Origin of the sequence: Nocardia sp. NPDC051321 (assembly GCF_044455225.1) — a bacterium.
GTDB lineage: Bacteria > Actinomycetota > Actinomycetes > Mycobacteriales > Mycobacteriaceae > Nocardia.
The window spans coordinates 50,617-67,750 of the sequence record NZ_JBITEM010000012.1; the positions used below are offsets into that span (position 1 = coordinate 50,617).

At 67.3% G+C, this 17,134-nt stretch carries 16 protein-coding genes and 1 riboswitch; of the genes, 12 read left to right on the forward strand and 4 right to left on the reverse strand.

Features of this window, described 5'->3' with window-relative positions; genetic code table 11:
• Positions 1-4: 4 nt before the first annotated feature.
• Together ACIA8C_RS28010 and ACIA8C_RS28015 are read right to left on the reverse strand one after the other, a co-directional pair.
• Complete coding sequence (locus tag ACIA8C_RS28010) at positions 5-1,429, reverse strand: short-chain fatty acyl-CoA regulator family protein (RefSeq protein WP_397139745.1); 1,425 nt, start codon at positions 1,427-1,429, stop codon at positions 5-7.
• Positions 1,430-1,598: 169 nt separating this feature from the next.
• Positions 1,599-1,772, reverse strand: coding sequence for a DUF1737 domain-containing protein (locus ACIA8C_RS28015; RefSeq protein WP_397139747.1), 174 nt, complete (start codon positions 1,770-1,772; stop codon positions 1,599-1,601).
• Positions 1,773-1,908: 136 nt separating this feature from the next.
• Between ACIA8C_RS28015 and ACIA8C_RS28020 the strand changes: the two genes are divergently transcribed.
• A complete protein-coding gene (locus tag ACIA8C_RS28020) occupies positions 1,909-2,286 on the forward strand; it encodes a nuclear transport factor 2 family protein (protein ID WP_397139749.1) in 378 nt (125 codons plus the stop codon).
• Positions 2,287-2,678: 392 nt separating this feature from the next.
• Here ACIA8C_RS28020 and metE read toward each other — a convergent pair whose 3' ends face one another.
• Positions 2,679-4,946 (reverse strand): 5-methyltetrahydropteroyltriglutamate--homocysteine S-methyltransferase, encoded by a 2,268-nt coding sequence (gene metE, locus ACIA8C_RS28025; RefSeq protein ID WP_397139751.1) that lies wholly within the window; start codon positions 4,944-4,946, stop codon positions 2,679-2,681.
• Between the two features lie 152 nt (positions 4,947-5,098).
• A riboswitch (cobalamin riboswitch) is annotated at positions 5,099-5,306 on the reverse strand.
• Between the two features lie 257 nt (positions 5,307-5,563).
• Between metE and ACIA8C_RS28030 the strand changes: the two genes are divergently transcribed.
• From ACIA8C_RS28030 to coaD, 4 genes are all read left to right on the forward strand, one after another.
• A complete protein-coding gene (locus ACIA8C_RS28030) occupies positions 5,564-6,436 on the forward strand; it encodes a glycosyltransferase (protein WP_397139753.1) in 873 nt (290 codons plus the stop codon).
• Positions 6,437-6,551: 115 nt separating this feature from the next.
• On the forward strand, positions 6,552-9,950 hold the full coding sequence (locus ACIA8C_RS28035) for a pyruvate carboxylase (protein WP_397139755.1): 3,399 nt from the start codon (positions 6,552-6,554) through the stop codon (positions 9,948-9,950).
• Complete coding sequence (gene rsmD / locus ACIA8C_RS28040) at positions 9,947-10,498, forward strand: 16S rRNA (guanine(966)-N(2))-methyltransferase RsmD (RefSeq protein WP_397139757.1); 552 nt, start codon at positions 9,947-9,949, stop codon at positions 10,496-10,498. Before ACIA8C_RS28035 ends, rsmD begins: the two co-directional genes overlap by 4 nt.
• Positions 10,499-10,557: 59 nt before the next feature.
• A complete protein-coding gene (gene coaD / locus ACIA8C_RS28045; RefSeq protein ID WP_397139759.1) occupies positions 10,558-11,043 on the forward strand; it encodes a pantetheine-phosphate adenylyltransferase in 486 nt (161 codons plus the stop codon).
• A 151-nt stretch (positions 11,044-11,194) separates the two neighbouring features.
• Here coaD and ACIA8C_RS28050 read toward each other — a convergent pair whose 3' ends face one another.
• Entirely contained in the window at positions 11,195-11,713 is a 519-nt protein-coding gene (locus ACIA8C_RS28050) for a GtrA family protein (protein ID WP_397139761.1), read from the reverse strand.
• Positions 11,714-12,082: 369 nt separating this feature from the next.
• On the opposite strand from ACIA8C_RS28050, the gene ACIA8C_RS28055 reads away from it, so the two are divergent.
• The 7 genes from ACIA8C_RS28055 to ACIA8C_RS28085 all read left to right on the forward strand — a co-directional run bounded on the left by ACIA8C_RS28055 (position 12,083) and on the right by ACIA8C_RS28085 (position 17,081).
• Positions 12,083-12,829, forward strand: a complete 747-nt coding sequence (locus ACIA8C_RS28055) for a DivIVA domain-containing protein (protein ID WP_397139763.1) — start codon at positions 12,083-12,085, stop codon at positions 12,827-12,829.
• A gap of 85 nt (positions 12,830-12,914) precedes the next feature.
• On the forward strand, positions 12,915-13,583 hold the full coding sequence (locus ACIA8C_RS28060; protein WP_397139765.1) for a YceD family protein: 669 nt from the start codon (positions 12,915-12,917) through the stop codon (positions 13,581-13,583).
• Positions 13,584-13,585: 2 nt separating this feature from the next.
• Positions 13,586-13,768: a 50S ribosomal protein L32 gene (gene rpmF, locus ACIA8C_RS28065; RefSeq protein WP_014987105.1), complete on the forward strand. Its 183-nt coding sequence runs from the start codon at positions 13,586-13,588 to the stop codon at positions 13,766-13,768.
• 22 nt (positions 13,769-13,790) lie between these two features.
• On the forward strand, positions 13,791-14,504 hold the full coding sequence (rnc, locus tag ACIA8C_RS28070) for a ribonuclease III (protein WP_397139767.1): 714 nt from the start codon (positions 13,791-13,793) through the stop codon (positions 14,502-14,504).
• A 2-nt stretch (positions 14,505-14,506) separates the two neighbouring features.
• Positions 14,507-15,367, forward strand: a complete 861-nt coding sequence (gene mutM, locus ACIA8C_RS28075; protein WP_397139769.1) for a bifunctional DNA-formamidopyrimidine glycosylase/DNA-(apurinic or apyrimidinic site) lyase — start codon at positions 14,507-14,509, stop codon at positions 15,365-15,367.
• 65 nt (positions 15,368-15,432) lie between these two features.
• Positions 15,433-16,014 (forward strand): dihydrofolate reductase family protein, encoded by a 582-nt coding sequence (locus ACIA8C_RS28080; RefSeq protein WP_396992167.1) that lies wholly within the window; start codon positions 15,433-15,435, stop codon positions 16,012-16,014.
• A gap of 5 nt (positions 16,015-16,019) precedes the next feature.
• The gene (locus ACIA8C_RS28085; protein ID WP_397139771.1) at positions 16,020-17,081 is read left to right on the forward strand and encodes a PHP domain-containing protein; all 1,062 of its coding nucleotides are present in this window, start codon (positions 16,020-16,022) and stop codon (positions 17,079-17,081) included.
• The last annotated feature ends 53 nt before the right edge of the window (positions 17,082-17,134 follow it).

Below are 17,134 nucleotides of genomic sequence, written 5' to 3' on the forward strand. Positions count from 1 at the left end.
CCGGCTACGGACGTCCGATGCGCGGATAAGGCAGGTCGGTGCTGGTGTTCTCGGTGACCGCGAGCGGGCTACCGATGTGCGGGAAGGCGCGTTGTGGGCACGTCGGCCGCTCGCAGACCTTGCAGCCCGCGCCGATCTGCACCGCCGTCGCCGGATCGTCGAGCTGCAGACCGGACGAATACACCAGTCGCTCCGCGTATTCGATGTCGCAGCCGAGCCCGATCGCGAAGTTCTTTGTCGCGGTGCCGAATCCGTGCGGCGCGGTCATCGCGGTGCGCGCGATCCACAGGTAGCGTCGCCCGTCCGGCATCTCCGCGAGCTGCGGCAGGATGCGGCCGGGATGCGCGAACGCCTCGTGCACCACCCACAGCGGGCAGCTGCCGCCGACCCGAGAGAAGTGGAACGCGGTGGCGGACTGGCGTTTCGAGATATTGCCCGCGCGGTCGGTGCGGACGAAGAAGAACGGCACCCCACGCTGCCCCTGGCGTTGCAGGGTGCTCAACCGGTGGCAGATGGTCTCGAAGCCGACCTCGAAGCGCAGGCCGAGCAGATCGATGTCGTAGTGCAATTCCTCGGCCGAACGCAGAAAACGCCCGTACGGCAGCACCAGCGCGCCCGCGAAGTAGTTGGCCAGCCCGATCCGCGCCAGCGTGCGGGATTCGCCGGTGAGCGAGGGTGTTTCGGCGAGCACCCCGTCCAGTTCGGTTCCGTACAGCAGGAACGCCAGGGTGGTCGCGATCTGAAAGGCGCGCTGCCCCGGCCGGAGTCGCCTGGCCAGGGTCAGCGTGCGGCTGTCGGGATCGTATTGCCGCTTCGGGATGGCCGGATCCGCGCCGTCGCCGCGGACCAGCACGGTTACCCCGGCGCGTTCCTCGATCACCCTGGCCAGTTGGCGATCCAGCGAGCCGATGGTCAGGCCGGACTGCTCGAACAGCTGCTCGGCGGCGATATCGAGCTGCGGGATGTGATTGTGATGGTCGTAGAAGAAGTCCCGGACGTCCTCGTAGGGCATGGGCATGCCCGGCGCGCCGGTCGGCGCGGACACCCGGGCGGAGAGCAGATCGAGCTGGTCGGTGGCGGCGCGCAGCCTGCGATGCATCGCGACGACGATCCTGGCGACCTCGGGCTGCCTGGTCGCCAGTTCCTCCACCTCGGTGAGCGGCGCGGTGTGCCCGCCCGCGGCGTCGATCAGCACCTCGTGCAGGTCGGACACGAGGCGCGCGTCCGAGTCGGCGGCGAAGAACTGGACGTCGAGGTCGAAGGTGGAGTTGAGTTTCAACAGCACCGGGATGGTGAGCGGCCGCTGATCACGTTCCAGCTGGTTGAGATAGCTGGGTGACAGATCAAGCGACTTGGCAAGCGCCGCCTGGGTGAGTCTGCGTTCCTCGCGCAACCGCCGTAAGCGAGCGCCCGCATACATCTTCCGCACGGAAAGATCGTAGTCCTGGGTCTTCGCAATCATCGCATTTCCGAGGTTCTTTCACCTGGAAATATGCTGCTGCAAGGTATTTTGCGCGTTGTCCCGGCTGCGTAGCATGCGAAGAGGCGTCACTGCCCAGCTCGGGCGGCGTGGCGAAGACGCGCATCCGCCGCGCTCGCTATTCGTCGTCCAGGATCACCGCCTGTGCCGCGATCACGGTGGAGCCGTTGAAGGTAACCGCGGGGGAGCCGTATAGGCGGTAGCCCTGCTCGAGCAGGCCGCTGATCCGTTCACAGAAAGAGGCGTCATCGGCGCCGGTGATCAAGCGGTAACGCAGAGGTTGGTCGTCCATGTTGCCAGCCTAGAGCGGGGTGCTGACAGTCACCGAGGGGCAAGGGCTTCCGAACCGAGCAATTGCTTGGTTCAATCGAGAGGGCGTTGCGCACAACGCGGTTCGCCCGCCCGGCAGCAGAAAGTGAGCCCCGCCCATGCCGACTCCCGACGAACTCATCCGCGATATGTGTCGAAGCTGGTCCGACCCCGACCCCGACCGAATCGCCGCCTTCTTCGCCGAAGACGCTGTGTACCACAATATTCCGATGGAACCCGTGGTCGGCCGCACCGCCATCCGCGACTTCCTCACCGGCTTCCTGGCCACCTTCGACGGCGTCGACTTCGACATCCATCACCAGATCACCTCCGGCAATGTGGTGATGAACGAACGCACCGACACCTTGCGCACCGCGGGCAAGGCCATTCCGCTCCCGGTCACCGGCGTCTTCGAGGTGGCCGACGGCGCCATCGTCGCCTGGCGCGACTACTTCGACATGGCTGCCATCAACCGCGCCTTCAACCTGGAAGGATGACCGACTCCAGCCCCGGGAAATCCGTGGCACCTGGCCGGAACCGAACCGCCACGTCACGCGTCGAAGGTGGATAGGGGCGATTCATGGAGTGGTTTCACTAGGTGCGAGGAGGGGTTGGCATGGATCGGTGCCCGGGGTGTCACACGGCGTGGCGACGAGGGATGAGTGCCAGATCGCGGCAGCAACCGGTCACGCGGGCCGCGGCGCCGTGCGAGCGGTACACGTCACGGCGGCGGCAAGCGCTACGACCGAAGCCTGAATCCGAGTAGGCGCGAACCACGCCACCACATGCGGATGGTGAGCATGCTGGCGGCGACGGTGAGTGCGATGGGGCGGTGCAGCCCCCTCCGAGAACGCGGAGGGGGCTGAACTTCAGCGAACCGTCGAGGCGATCAGCGTACGGCGGCCGCGGCGGCGACCATGTTGCGCAGTGACGCCTCCACCTCGACCTGGCCGCGGGTCTTCAGGCCGCAGTCGGGGTTGACCCAGAGGCGTTCGGCGGGAACGGCTTTCAGTGCCGCGCGCAAGGAGGTGGTGATCTCCTCGACGCTTGGCACCCGGGGGGAGTGGATGTCATAGACACCCGGCCCGACGCCGAGGTCGAAGCCCGCCGCGTTGAGGTCGTCGAGCACCTCCATCCGGGAGCGGGCCGCCTCGATCGAGGTCACGTCGGCGTCCAGCCCGGCGATCGCGTCGATCACCTCACCGAACTCCGAATAGCACAGGTGGGTGTGCACCTGGGTGGCGTCCTCGACGCCGGAGGTGGCGAGCCGGAACGACTGCACCGACCAGTCGAGGTAGGCCTGCTGGTCGGCCTTGCGCAGCGGCAGCAGCTCGCGCAGCGCGGGCTCGTCCACCTGGATGACGCGGATGCCCGCGGCCTGCAGGTCCACCGTTTCGTCCCGGATCGCCAGTGCGACTTGCCGTGCCGAGTCGCCGAGCGGCTGGTCATCACGCACGAACGACCACGCCAGGATGGTGACCGGCCCGGTGAGCATGCCCTTGACCGGCTTCGCGGTGAGTGACTGGGCGTAGCTGATCCAGTCGACGGTCATCGGCGTCGGCCGCCGCACATCGCCGAACAGGATCGGCGGCCGCACGCAGCGGGAGCCGTAGGACTGCACCCAGCCGAGCTCGGTGGCGGCGAAACCGTCGAGCTGCTCGGCGAAGTACTGCACCATGTCGTTGCGCTCCGGCTCGCCGTGCACCAGCACGTCGAGGCCGAGCTTCTCCTGCAGCGCAATGACATCGGCGACCTCGGCGCGCATCCGGCGGATGTATTCCGCCTCGTCGATCTCGCCCTTGTTGAACGCGGACCTGGCCAACCGGATCGCCGAGGTCTGCGGGTACGAGCCGATGGTGGTGGTCGGCAGCGGCGGCAGCTGGAGCTCCTGCTGCTGCAGCACGCGACGTTCCTCGGCGGGTGCGCGCCGGATCGCGTCGGGGCCGAGCTCGGCCAGCCTGGCCCGCACCTGCGGGTCGTGCAGCCGGGTGTCGGCCTGCCGAGCCGCCAATGCCGCACGGGTGTCGGCCAATTCGGTGCTGATCGCCTCGGTGCCGCCGGTCAGCGCGGTGGCCAGCAGGCGAACCTCGGCCACCTTCTCGGTGCCGAAGGCCAGCCACGACCGCAGCCGCTCGTCCAGCTTGGTCTCCGCGGCCAGCGTGTACGGCACGTGCAGCAGCGAGCAGGAGGTCGAAACCGCCACCGACGCAGCCGAACCGAGCAGCGTGCCCAGGGTGGCGAGCACGGCGTCGAGATCCGCGCGCCAGACATTGCGTCCGTCGACCACACCGGCCACCAGCAGCTTGCTCGCCAGCGCCGGAATGCCCGCGACGTCGGAAACGCTGGTGCCGGAGGTGAAGTCGAGCGCGACGCCCTCGATGTCGGTGCTCGCCAGCGCGTTCAGCGCGGCATCGGCGTGGCCGAAGTACGTCGCCACCAGGATGGCCGGCCGCTCGGCCGAGGCGGTCAGCTCGGTGTAAGTGCCTCGCACCAGCTCGATTTCGGCCTCGGTGAGGTCGGTGACCAGCGCGGGCTCATCGATCTGCACCCAGCTGATGCCTGCCTCGGCCAGCAGCCGGAGCAGTTCGCGGTACAGCGGGACGATGTCGGCGAGCCGGTCGAGTGCCGCGCCGCCGGTGGCCTTGGCCAGTTTCAGGAAGGTGATCGGGCCGACCACCACCGGACGAGCGGGCGCGCCGAGCGCGAGCGCCTCGCGCACCTCGTCGAGCAACTTCTCCGGGTTCAGCGAGAACGCGGTGTGCTGGTCGATTTCCGGCACCAGGTAGTGGTAGTTGGTGTCGAACCACTTGGTCATCTCGAGTGGTTCGATCGTGTCGTTACCGCGTGCGGCGGCGAAGTAGCGGTCGAGCGGATCGGCGATCCCGGCCACCCGCGGCGGCAGCGCGCCGAGCAGTAGAGCCGTATCGAGTACCTGGTCGTAGTACGAGAAGGTGCCCACCGGGATCGAATCCAGGCCTGCCGCCTGTAGTTCGGCGAGTTGAGCGTGCCGCAGGTCGCGCGCGACGGTGTGCAGCTGATCGGCGTCGATCTTGCCTGCCCAGTAGGCCTCGGTGGCCCGCTTGAGCTCACGCCGAGGTCCGACCCTAGGTAGCCCGAGAACCGTTGCGGTGAACGGTGTCTGATTTACAACAGTCACGTTGTCTCTCCAGTGCTGGTGTCATGGGCCGTCGCCATACGGGCCACGCGGCTACCGGAGATACGTCAGGAGATTCCGACAACAGAGCCCCGACACATCAAGTACTGGTAGAACCGCGCGCCCAGGTCCACGAGGCGGTGGCCGTCGGATACGGCGTATCCGACACGGCTGGCAGGTCTTCGGACTCACAGGCACCGGCCTTGTCGGCCGACCTACTGGCCGTCGCTTCCCGGGCGTTGTGCGTCCAGTGCGTGTGACGGCGGTCGTTCCTGCTTACCGCTGCGGGACAGTCCCGGATTCCCACCGGGTTCCCTCTCGCCCGTCCGCCCTTTCGAGGCGGCCGAACTCGGCTCCGCAACACGACGACGGGGCTCCATCTCGTACGCGCGCGGTGAACCAGCTGCACCTACCAGCATAGGGCGCGCGGCGAGAGCGCGGTGCGACCGGGCGCGGGAGCGGTGGCACTCGGTCAGTCGGCACACACCGTTTGGTCATCTGTCCAAGTCTGTGAGGAAGCCCACCGAAGTCGGGTGTAGCCCGCTTTTCGCATTTATGTCTAAAGTTGTCACCCTCGGGGGAGGGCTCCGGCGTGGGGATCGATAGCAGGAGTGCTTGTGGTGACTGAACGGTCGGTATCGATCGTCATTCCAGCCTATATCGGGACGGCCGACGGCCGTGATCTGCTCGATATACAACTAGACGCCTTGACGCGTCAAGATTATTCGGGGGAATTCGACGTAGTCATCGCCGACAACGGCTCGCCGATCGACGTGCGCGTGCATATCAAAAGTCATCCGCTTCGCGGACGACTGAAGCTTCGGTATGTTGACGCCTCAGGCGGATCCGGTGCCGCGTTTGCCCGAAATGTCGGAGCCGGCAGTGCGGTGGGTGAGGTGTTGCTGTTCTGTGATCACGACGACCGCGCGTACCCGAATTGGATCAGCCGCATGGTCGAGTTCCTCGAAGAGGGCTATGACCTGACTTGTTCTGCGATCGAGGGTGATTCGCTCAACGCGGACCACCCGCGCCGGGTCGCCAACATCCCGGCGCCTGGCCAATTTCAGCCACCTGGCGTTTATGCGCCTGTGATCATCGGTACGAGCATGGCATGCCGCGCGGAGGTCTATCGTAAGCTCGGCGGCCAGGATGTCAGCTATGCCGCCAACGAGGATCTCGAATTCGGCTGGCGCGCGCATCGAGAGGGATACCGACTCGGTTATCTGGCAGAGGCGCTGGTCGCCTATCGGTACCGTCAGGGTTTCCGTCCCGGCTATCGGCAGGGACGTAGCAGGGGCCTCGGTTTGGCGCGGCTGAATGCCGAATTCCCCAAGAACGGTTTACCCGAGCTGCACCTTCCTGAAGTTTTGTTACGGATGATTCGGCTGCCTTTTACCCGTGGATTAGTGGCCGAGGAACGCGGACTGATGATCGGCCTCGCCGTCGGTCAGTTCCGCGGCGGCTTCCGTTATCGCACGATGCACTGGATCTGACGATGTGACGTCCCGGTGAACGAGTCTTCGCAAGGCCGTGGCACCGGCTTGTGAAGAAGCTTGCGAAGGCCCCTTCCGTGTCTGTGCGGCGGTTGGGTCCGGGTACCTTAGGCCCATGTTCACCAAAGTTCTGGTTGCCAACCGCGGCGAGATCGCCATCAGGGCCTTCCGCGCGGCCTACGAACTCGGCGCGGGGACGGTAGCCGTCTTCCCGTACGAGGACCGCAATTCGGTCCATCGGATGAAGGCGGCCGAGTCCTACCAGATCGGCGAACAGGGTCACCCGGTCCGGGCGTATCTATCGGTCGACGCGATCGTCGACGCGGCCAAGTCGGCGGGCGCCGACGCCGTCTACCCCGGCTACGGCTTCCTGTCCGAGAACCCCGACCTAGCTGCGGCCTGCGCCAGCGCGGGCATCACCTTCATCGGCCCGTCGGCCGAGGTGCTCGAGCTCGCGGGTAACAAGGCACGCGCCATCGCCGCGGCCAAGGCCGCGGGGCTTCCGGTACTGCGCTCCAGCGCGCCGTCCGCGGACGTGGACGAGCTGCTCGCCGCGTCGCACGAGCTGGACTACCCGATCTTCGTCAAGGCGGTGGCCGGCGGCGGCGGGCGCGGCATGCGCAGGGTCGCCGACGCCGAGCATCTGCGCGAGTCCATCGAGGCCGCGTCGCGCGAGGCCGAGTCGGCGTTCGGCGATCCGACCGTGTTCCTCGAGCAGGCCGTGGTGAACCCGCGCCACATCGAGGTACAGATCCTGGCCGATCAGCACGGCAACGTGATGCACCTGTTCGAGCGGGACTGCTCGGTGCAGCGCAGGCACCAGAAGGTGATCGAGCTCGCGCCCGCGCCGAACCTGGATCCCGAACTGCGCGACCGCATTTGCGCCGACGCGGTGGCCTTCGCCAAGGAGATCGGCTACAGCTGCGCCGGCACCGTCGAGTTCCTGCTCGACGAGCGCGGCAAGCACGTCTTCATCGAGATGAACCCGCGCATCCAGGTCGAGCACACGGTGACCGAGGAGATCACCGACGTGGACCTGGTGCAGTCGCAGATGCGGATCGCGGCGGGGGAGACCCTCGAACAGCTCGGGCTCAGTCAGGAAACGGTCAGCATTCGCGGTGCCGCGATGCAGTGCCGGATCACCACCGAGGACCCGAACAACGGCTTCCGCCCCGACACCGGGCGCATCACCGCCTACCGCACGCCGGGCGGCGCGGGCATCCGGCTCGACGGCGGCGCCAACCTCGGCGCGGAGATCGGCGCCTACTTCGACTCGATGCTGGTGAAGCTCACCTGCCGTGGTCGCGACTTCGGCGCCGCCGTGTCGCGAGCCCAGCGTGCGCTCGCCGAGTTCCGAATTCGCGGTGTTACCACCAACATTCCGTTCCTGCTCGCGGTGCTCGACGACCCGGACTTCAAGGCGGGGCGAGTCACCACGTCCTTCATCGATGAGCGTCCGGAGCTGCTCAACCAGCGTGGGTCGGCGGACCGCGGTACCAAGATCCTCACGTATCTGGCCGACATCACGGTGAACAAGCCGCACGGCGAGCGGCCGACGACGGTATACCCGCACGACAAGCTGCCCGCCATCGATCTGTCGGTGCCGCCGCCGGATGGCTCCCGGCAACGTCTATTGAAGCTGGGCCCTGAGGGTTTCGCGCAGGCGTTGCGTGCGCAGAAGGCCGTTGGCGTCACCGACACCACCTTCCGTGACGCGCACCAGTCCCTGCTGGCCACTCGTGTGCGCACCAAAGGGCTGCTCGGTGTCGCCGGGCACGTGGCCCGGCTGACCCCCGAACTGCTGTCGATCGAGGCGTGGGGTGGCGCGACTTACGATGTGGCGCTGCGGTTTCTGTACGAGGACCCGTGGGAGCGGTTGGCGGCCTTGCGCGAAGCCGTGCCGAACATCTGTTTGCAGATGCTGCTGCGCGGCCGTAACACCGTGGGCTACACGCCGTATCCGGAGCAGGTGACGCGGGCGTTCGTGTCCGAGGCCACCGCGACCGGTATCGACATCTTCCGCATCTTCGACGCGCTCAACAACGTCGATCAGATGCGCCCGGCGATCGACGCGGTGCGGGAAACCGGTACCGCCATCGCCGAAGTCGCGATGAGCTACACCGGGGACCTGTCCAACCCCGACGAAACCCTCTACACCCTGGACTATTACCTCAAACTCGCTGAGCAGATGGTCGACGCGGGCGCGCACGTCCTTGCGATCAAAGACATGGCCGGACTGCTGCGTGCTCCCGCGGCCGCCACCCTGGTCACCGCGCTACGCAGCAACTTCGACCTGCCCGTCCATGTGCACACCCACGACACCCCCGGCGGGCAGCTCGCCACCTATCTGGCGGCGTGGCAGGCCGGTGCCGACGCCGTCGACGGCGCCAGTGCCGCGATGGCCGGAACTACCAGTCAGCCAGCGCTTTCCGCGATCGTCGCCGCCGCGGCGCACAGTGATCACGACACCGGGTTGAACCTGTCGAATGTCTGCGATCTCGAGCCGTACTGGGAAGCCTTGCGAAAGGTGTACGCCCCCTTCGAGTCCGGGCTGCCCGCGCCGACCGGCCGCGTGTACACCCACGAGATCCCCGGCGGTCAGCTGTCCAACCTGCGTCAGCAAGCCATCGCGCTGGGTCTGGGTGACCGGTTCGAGGAGGTCGAAGCCAAATACGCTGCCGCGGACCGGCTCCTTGGCCGCCTGATCAAAGTCACCCCCTCCTCCAAGGTCGTCGGTGACCTCGCACTCGCGCTGGTGGGTACCGGCGTCGATATCGAAGACTTCGCCGCCGACCCCGGCCGCTACGACATCCCGGACTCGGTAATCGGTTTCCTGCGTGGCGAACTCGGCACCCCCGCGGGTGGCTGGCCCGAACCGTTCCGCAGCCGAGCGTTGGCCGGACGTGGCGCGGCCAAGCCGGAGACCCCGCTCACCGCGGCCGATGAGGCCGGGCTCGCAGGCACCTCCGAGGAACGCCGAGCCACCCTCAACCGGCTCCTGTTCCCCGCTCCCACCGCCGAATTCAACGCGCACCGCGAAAAGTACGGCGACACCATGGGGCTGTCGGCGAACCAGTTCTTCTACGGCCTGCGCCACGGCGAAGAACACCGGGTCCAACTCGAACCGGGCGTCGTCCTGCTCATCGGCCTGGAGGCCATCTCCGAACCGGATGAGCGCGGCATGCGCACGGTCATGTGCATCCTCAACGGCCAACTGCGTCCCGTCGCCGTTCGTGATCGCTCCATCGCCAGCGACATCCCCGCCGCGGAGAAGGCGGACAAGGGCAACGCCGGTCACATCGCGGCCCCGTTCGCCGGTGTCGTGACGTTGGCGGTGTCCGAGGGCGATGCGATCGCGGCGGGCGACACCGTCGGCACCATCGAGGCGATGAAGATGGAGGCCGCGATCACCGCGCCGCGGGCTGGCACCGTCGGCCGGGTCGCGATCGGCCAGGTGCAGCAGGTCGAGGGTGGCGACCTGCTGATCGAGCTGGCCGTGCGCGAGTCCGAATGACTCGGATCGTCGCCGGAACGGCGGGCGGGCGGCGGCTGCGGGTGCCGCCCGCTGGGACCCGCCCGACCTCCGACCGGGTTCGCGAGGCGCTGTTCAGCGCGCTCGACGCGCGCATCGACTTCGACGGCATCCGGGTGCTCGATCTGTACACCGGGTCGGGCGCGCTCGGGTTGGAGGCGTTGTCTCGCGGAGCCGCGCACGCACTGCTCGTCGAAGCCGATCGCAAGGCGGCCGCTGTGGTGCGCGGCAACATCGCCGACCTCGGGCTGCCCGGCGCGGAGCTGCGCCTCGCGACCGTGGCGAGCGTGCTGGCACTCGGCGGCGCGGGAGAATTCGACCTGGTCCTGTCCGACCCGCCCTACGCGGTCGACACCGACGCCGTGCTCGACGACCTGCGGGCGCTCGCCGACGGCTGGCTGCGCCCCGACGCCCTTGTCGTCGTCGAGCGGTCCAGTCGATCACCGGAAATCGCATGGCCTGCGGGTTATTCGGCGATGAAGCCGCGCAAGTACGGCGAAACGCGCATCGAAATGGCGACTTTCGACTAGCTGTGTGGTTTCGCGCACCCTCCGTGCCGCGCGACCGGCCCGCACGATAGCGTCTGACCATGGCAGGAGCACTGTGTCCCGGGTCCTTCGACCCCGTGACCAACGGACACATCGACGTCTTCGCGCGGGCCTCGGCCCAGTTCGACGAGGTCGTTGTCACCGTCAATATCAACAAGAACAAGCAGGGCATGTTCACCGTCGACGAGCGCATGGAGATGCTGCGCGAGGCGACCGCTCACCTGCCCAACATCCGGATCGAGTCCTGGTACGGCCTGACGGTCGACTTCGCCAGGGAGCAGGGCATCACGGCCATCGTGAAGGGCCTGCGCGACGCGACCGACTTCGGCTACGAGATGCAGATGGCCCAGATGAACAAGAAGCTCTCCGGCGTCGACACCTTCTTCATCGCCACCAACCCCGCCCTCAGCTTCCTGTCCAGCTCGCTGGTCAAGGAGGTGGCGACCTTCGGCGGCGACGTCACCGACATGCTCCCCCCGTCCGTGCACAAGCGCCTGCTCACCCGTCTCGCCGAGCGACGTGGCTGATACCCGATGTGCTCACGAGACAACTGATCTCGTGAGCACATGGGTAACTCGCCGGGTACTAGCCAACTCGGCCGGCTCGTCTACCGACGGCCGCCAACGTCACTCCCCGTGGCACTTGGTCTGGCCTTAATACGCGGAGAGGCGGGCAAGCCTAGAAGACCAAGCCCCGCAGGGCCAGGAAGCGCATGCCGCCGACGGCCGCGGTGATGCCGAGGATGGCCGTTGCCTCCGCGGTGCCGCCGATGGTCGGGGCCCAGACGTCCAGTGCCGCCAGGCCCGCGGTGGTGATGGCGAGGCCGACCAGGGCCAGGCCGCCGCCTTCCCACTGTGCGGTGAACCAGCCGACTCGGCCGCTGGCGTGGAAGGTGAGCTGGCGGTGCAGCTCGTTGGCGATCACCGTGCTGACGATCGAACCGACCACGTTGGCGAGCAGCGGGCCGATGCCGTGCATGGCGAAGAACAGCAGCACGTAGGCGATATTGCTGGACCCACCGACCAGCGCGAAACGAATCAGCTGCGCGAAGGCGCGGTCGCCGCGCAGGTACGTCATCAACTGCTCGAACCGTGCCGCCGCCGGCGGTGCGTTGAGCACCGGGTACGGGCCTACCCACGGCATGAAGTAGCTGGTGGTGCTAACTCCCGCCGATCTCTGTAGATCCAGAACAGTCATTGTTTTTCCGATCGAACTCAAGCCTTCGGTGGGGACAACAGCGACGGTGATCGCTTCCTTCCCGCCGACTCTTGATAGGTCCCGCTTCACACAGTCGGGATCTGTCAACACTCGGCGGACCGGGTAGCCCTTTCCCTCTGGCTTCCACAATCCCGCGGTCCCGGTGGGGGCCGCGCTCGGGATGAAGACCTTGTCGATCTTCCTTTTGACGATAACACGAAGCGGAGACAGATCCTCCACTTGATTTGTGTGGCGTACAAGACACTGTGCCGACACACCGGAGGGTGACTCGGCACAGGCCGTGATGAGGGGCACACTTGGTCTCGGCGGACAGTTCGCCATTGAGTCGTAGGAGAGTGGGTAGTCAGCATGTATCGCGTATTCGAAGCCCTCGACGAGCTGGTCGCCATCGTCGAGGAGGCGCGTGGCATTCCGCCCACCCGCAGCTGCATCGTGCCGCGCGGCGACGTGCTCGAACTGCTCGACGACGTGCGCGACGCACTGCCGGGCGAGCTCGACGATGCCCAGGACGTGCTCGACATCAGAGACAAGATCGTCTCGGATGCCCGCTCGGCCGCCGACGTCACGGTGACCGGCGCCAACGAGCAGGCCGCCCACACCATCGGCGCCGCCCGCGAGGAGGCCGACCGCATCCTCGCCGACGCCAAGGCGCATGCCGACCGGATGGTCGCCGAGGCGAGCGCGCATGCCGACCATCTCGTCAGCACCGCCCAGGCCGAGGCCGACCGGGTCGTCGCCGACGGCAACGCCGAATTCGAGGCCGTCACCGGCCGGGCCCGCCTGGAATCCGAGCGCATGATCGACGCGGGCAAGGCCTCCTACGACCGCTCGGTCGCCGAGGGCGAGGCCGAGCGGGACCGCCTGGTCTCGCAGACCGAGGTGGTGCGTGCCGCGCACGCCGAATCCGCCAGGGTGATCGACGCCGCGCACGGCGAGTCCGACCGGATGCGCGAGGAATGCGACGTCTACGTCGATTCCAAGCTCGCCGACTTCGAGGAGACCCTGAGCAACACCCTGCGCACCGTCGGCCGCGGCCGCCACCAGCTCCGCTCCGGCGCGGGCGCCCCTGACTACGCCGCCGACTACCGCCGCTGACCCGGCTGTCGCATTTGGGTCGACGCGAACGCTCGCGTATCGTGGTGTGGTTGCCCATTCCCCTCGATAGTGAAGTGAGTTCGTGATGTCCGCCGGTGCCAGTTCTGCCCCGCGTAAAGGCTCGGTCGCGCGCCGAGAGCCCGACGCGGCCTTCGTGCTGGACGTCCGCAGTCTCGGCCGCAGGGCCGGGACGATGCGTGAGCTCCAGCGCACCATCAGCACCGTCGAGCGGATCGGGCTCGATCTGGTCGCTGTCCCGGTGGGTGCCGAGCTCGAGCTCGACCTGCAGCTGCAGGCGGTCTCCGAGGGGGTGCTCGTCACCGGAACGGCGAGCGCGCCGATCGAGGGGGAGTGCTCACGCTGCCTCGAGCCGTTCACCGACACGGTGAATGTGCACATCACCGAGCTGTTCGCCTACCCGAACAGCACCACCGAGCAGACCACCGATGACGACGACTCCTACCGGATGATCGACGACACGATCGACCTCGAACCGGTGATCATCGACGCGATCGGCATCGAGCTCCCGCTGCAGCCGCTGTGCACGCCCGACTGCGCCGGACTGTGCGCGGAATGTGGCGTCCGGATGGCGATTGCGGGATCTGACCACTCGCATGAGATACTTGACCCTCGCTGGGCCGGGCTGGCGAAGTTCGCCACTGCATCGCCCGGCAACGGCAGCCCCGACCAGGGTGCGGCCACAGCAGCAGACCAGTCAGCCGAAATGGCAAGCAATATGACAGAGGAGAAGTAGTCGTGGCCGTTCCCAAGCGCCGGATGTCCCGTTCCAACACCAGGTCGCGGCGCAGCCAGTGGAAGGCCACCGCGCCTACCCTGATCACCTGCCCGAACCGCGCCTGCGGCGAGAAGACCCTGCCGCACATCGCGTGCCCGTCCTGCGGCACGTACAAGGGCCGTCAGGTCACAGCAGCTGTCTAGCAGTTCGACCTGTCGTATCGACGTGATTGACGAACCCGACTCGTCCGATGGACACGCGAGCTTGCTCGCGGCGCTCGGCGTCGAGGTGCAGCCGGAGCTGCTGCGCCTGGCGCTGACGCACCGGTCGTACGCATATGAGAACGGCGGCCTGCCGACCAACGAGCGCCTGGAGTTTCTGGGCGACTCCGTGCTCGGGCTGAGCATCACCGAGCGGCTTTACCACGAGCATCCGGACAAGTCCGAGGGCGAGCTGGCGAAGTTGCGCGCGAGCGTGGTCAACATGCACGCGCTCGCCGAGGTGGCGCGTCAGCTCGGCGCGGGTGGTCTCGGCGTGCACCTGTTGCTCGGCAAGGGTGAGGAGCTCACCGGCGGCCGGGATAAGCCGAGCATCCTTGCCGACGGCATGGAGTCGCTGCTCGGTGCGGTGCACCTGGAGCACGGCATCGACGTCGCGCGTGAGGTGGTGCTGCGGCTGTTCGCCGACCTGCTCGAGCGCGGACCCCGGATGGGGGCCGGCCTCGACTGGAAGACCAGCCTGCAGGAACTCACCGCCGAACGCGGTCTCGGCGTGCCCAGCTACGAGATCACCTCGACGGGCCCCGATCACGACAAGGAATTCACCGCGACCACCGTGGTCGGCGGCCGTGCCTACGGGCAGGGCGTCGGTCGCTCCAAGAAGGAAGCCGAGCAGAAGGCCGCGGGCACCGCCTACCAGGCGCTGACCGCCGAATCCTGATCGTGCCTGAACTTCCGGAGGTAGAGGTAGTCCGGCGCGGCGTCGCCGAGCACGTGGTCGGTCGCGTCATCGAGTCGGTCGCGATCACCCATCCCCGCTCGGTGCGACGCCACCTCGAGGGCTCCGCCGATCTCGCGGCGCGGCTGACCGGCTGGAAAGTCGAGTCCGCCGAGCGGCGCGGCAAGTATCTCTGGCTCACCTTCGACGAGCCGGACACCGCGCTGGTCGTGCACCTGGGTATGAGCGGGCAGCTGCTCGTGCAGCCCGCCGACGCGCCCTTGGAGAAGCACGCGCATATTCGCGCGACCCTGAATGACGGCACCCAGCTGCGTTTCGTCGACCAACGCACGTTCGGCGGCTGGGCGCTCGCGCCGCTGGTCGAGGTGGACGGCACCCTGGTGCCCGAGCCGGTCGCGCACATCGCCCGCGACCCGCTGGATCCGCGCTTCGACGCCGAATCCGTGGTTACCGCGGTGCGTGCCAAGCAGACCGAGATCAAGCGCGTGCTGCTCGATCAGAGCGTCATCTCCGGCATCGGCAACATCTACGCCGACGAATCCCTGTGGCGCGCAAAGCTGCACGGCAGCCGCATCGCCGCAGGCCTGTCCCGTCCCGCGGTGCGTGGCCTGCTCGCCGATGTGGGCGCGGTCATGGGCGAGGCGCTCACGGCAGGTGGCACCTCGTTCGACGCGTTGTATGTGAACGTCAACGGCCAATCCGGCTACTTCGAACGATCACTCGCCGTCTATGGTCGCGAGGACGAGCCGTGCCGTCGCTGCGGCGCCCCGGTGCAGCGGGAAAAGTTCATGAATCGTTCCTCGTATTCTTGCCCGCGGTGCCAGCCGAAGCCTCGCCGTCGTTAGCGGACGCGAGCTACCTTTCTAGGTAGGCGGTTCGGGAAGTCGGTCCGGCCGTGGAGGAAGGACACATGCGCAAGCTCACGTATTACGTAGCGTCGACCATCGACGGATACATCGCCACCGAGGACGGATCGGTCGATTTCTTCCCGGTCGGTGGCGACCATGGGCCTGCGATCACCGCGCAATACCCAGAGACGCTGCCGACCAAGGTGCGCGAGTCGATCGGCATCGACAAGCGCAACCGCTACTTCGACACCGTGCTGATGGGGCGCAAGACACACGATTTCGGCGTACGTACCGGCACCTCGAGCCCGTACGCGCACCTGAAGCAGTACGTGGTGTCGACGACGCTGCCGGAGAACCCCGACCCCGACGTCGAGCTGATCGCCGCCGACCCGCTGGCGAAGGTGCGAGAGCTCAAGCGCGACAACGGTCTCGGGATCTGGCTCTGCGGTGGCGGCGAGCTGGCGCAGGAATTGCTGCCGGAGATCGATCAGATCTTCCTCAAGCTGTACCCGGTGCTGCTCGGGCGCGGTAAGTCGCTGTTCGGCGCGGGCCCACGGCTGCCGGATGCGGCCAAGTTCCGGGTGATCACCAGCCGAGTGTTCGACGACGGAGTGGCCTTCATGAAATACAGCAGGATTCGTTAACCGCGGTGGCGGAAGACGATTCGAGCGCGCCGGACCCGACGACAACGCCGGGTCCGGTGGAGGTGCTGCGCGAGATCGGCTTCTGGCTGGAACGCTCGCGCGCCGAAACGTATCGGGTCAAGGCGTACCGCCGGGCCGCCGATATCGTCGCGGAGCTGTCCGATGAGGAGCGCGCGGCGCACCGGACCGCGCGCAGCTGGCGCGAGATCGCCGGGATCGGGCCGAAGACCGCAGGCGTGATCGAACAGTCGTATGCCGGCGTGCTGCCACCGCCGCTGCTCGACCTGCGCAACGCGGCCAAACCGATTGGCGCACCGGGTAAACCGCTGCGTGCGCGGCTGCGCGGTGACCTGCACACCCACTCGGACTGGTCCGACGGCGGCAGCCCGATCGCGGAGATGATGGGTGTCGCGGCCGCCCTCGGCCACGAATACTGCGCGCTCACCGATCATTCGCCGCGCCTGACCGTCGCCAACGGGCTGTCCGCCGACCGGCTGCGCAAGCAACTCGACGTGGTCGCCGAACTCAATGAACGCCTGGCGCCGTTCCGTATCCTCACCGGCATCGAGGTCGACATCCTCGATGACGGCACCCTCGACCAGCAGGCCGACCTGCTCGCCGAACTCGACATCGTGGTGGCGAGCGTGCACTCGCACCTGCGCGCGGACAGCGCGACGATGACCAAGCGGATGGTCTACGCGGTGGCCAACCCCAACGTCGACGTACTCGGCCACTGCACAGGCCGGCTCGTCGAGGGCGGGCGTGGCACCCGTCCCGAGTCGAGTTTCGACGCGGAGATGGTGTTCGAGGCGTGCCGGACCTACGGCACCGCCGTCGAGATCAACAGCAGGCCGGAGCGCCGCGACCCGCCGTCCCGGCTGATCCAGCTCGCGGTCGAGATGGACTGCCACTTCTCCATCGACACCGACGCGCACGCCCCCGGCCAATTGGACTGGCAGGGCTACGGTTGCGAACGCGCGCTCGCCAATGGTGTTGCGGCCGAACGGGTCATCAACACCTGGCCGCTGGCCGACCTGCTGGCATGGACCGAGTCGCCCGGCGCGTGATGGCCGTCGGGCTAACTGTTGCCGAATAGTTTTGCCGTTCTGGGGATCATGGC

Excerpts from the sequence above, each read along its gene's own strand:
- ACIA8C_RS28015 (WP_397139747.1), bottom strand. The coding sequence starts at position 1,772 with ATGGACGACCAACCTCTGCGTTACCGCTTGATCACCGGCGCCGATGAC.
- ACIA8C_RS28020 (WP_397139749.1), top strand. The coding sequence starts at position 1,909 with ATGCCGACTCCCGACGAACTCATCCGCGATATGTGTCGAAGCTGGTCC.
- ACIA8C_RS28035 (WP_397139755.1), top strand. The coding sequence starts at position 6,552 with ATGTTCACCAAAGTTCTGGTTGCCAACCGCGGCGAGATCGCCATCAGG.
- rsmD (WP_397139757.1), top strand. The coding sequence starts at position 9,947 with ATGACTCGGATCGTCGCCGGAACGGCGGGCGGGCGGCGGCTGCGGGTG.
- coaD (WP_397139759.1), top strand. The coding sequence starts at position 10,558 with ATGGCAGGAGCACTGTGTCCCGGGTCCTTCGACCCCGTGACCAACGGA.
- ACIA8C_RS28050 (WP_397139761.1), bottom strand. The coding sequence starts at position 11,713 with ATGACTGTTCTGGATCTACAGAGATCGGCGGGAGTTAGCACCACCAGC.
- ACIA8C_RS28055 (WP_397139763.1), top strand. The coding sequence starts at position 12,083 with ATGTATCGCGTATTCGAAGCCCTCGACGAGCTGGTCGCCATCGTCGAG.
- ACIA8C_RS28060 (WP_397139765.1), top strand. The coding sequence starts at position 12,915 with ATGTCCGCCGGTGCCAGTTCTGCCCCGCGTAAAGGCTCGGTCGCGCGC.
- ACIA8C_RS28080 (WP_396992167.1), top strand. The coding sequence starts at position 15,433 with ATGCGCAAGCTCACGTATTACGTAGCGTCGACCATCGACGGATACATC.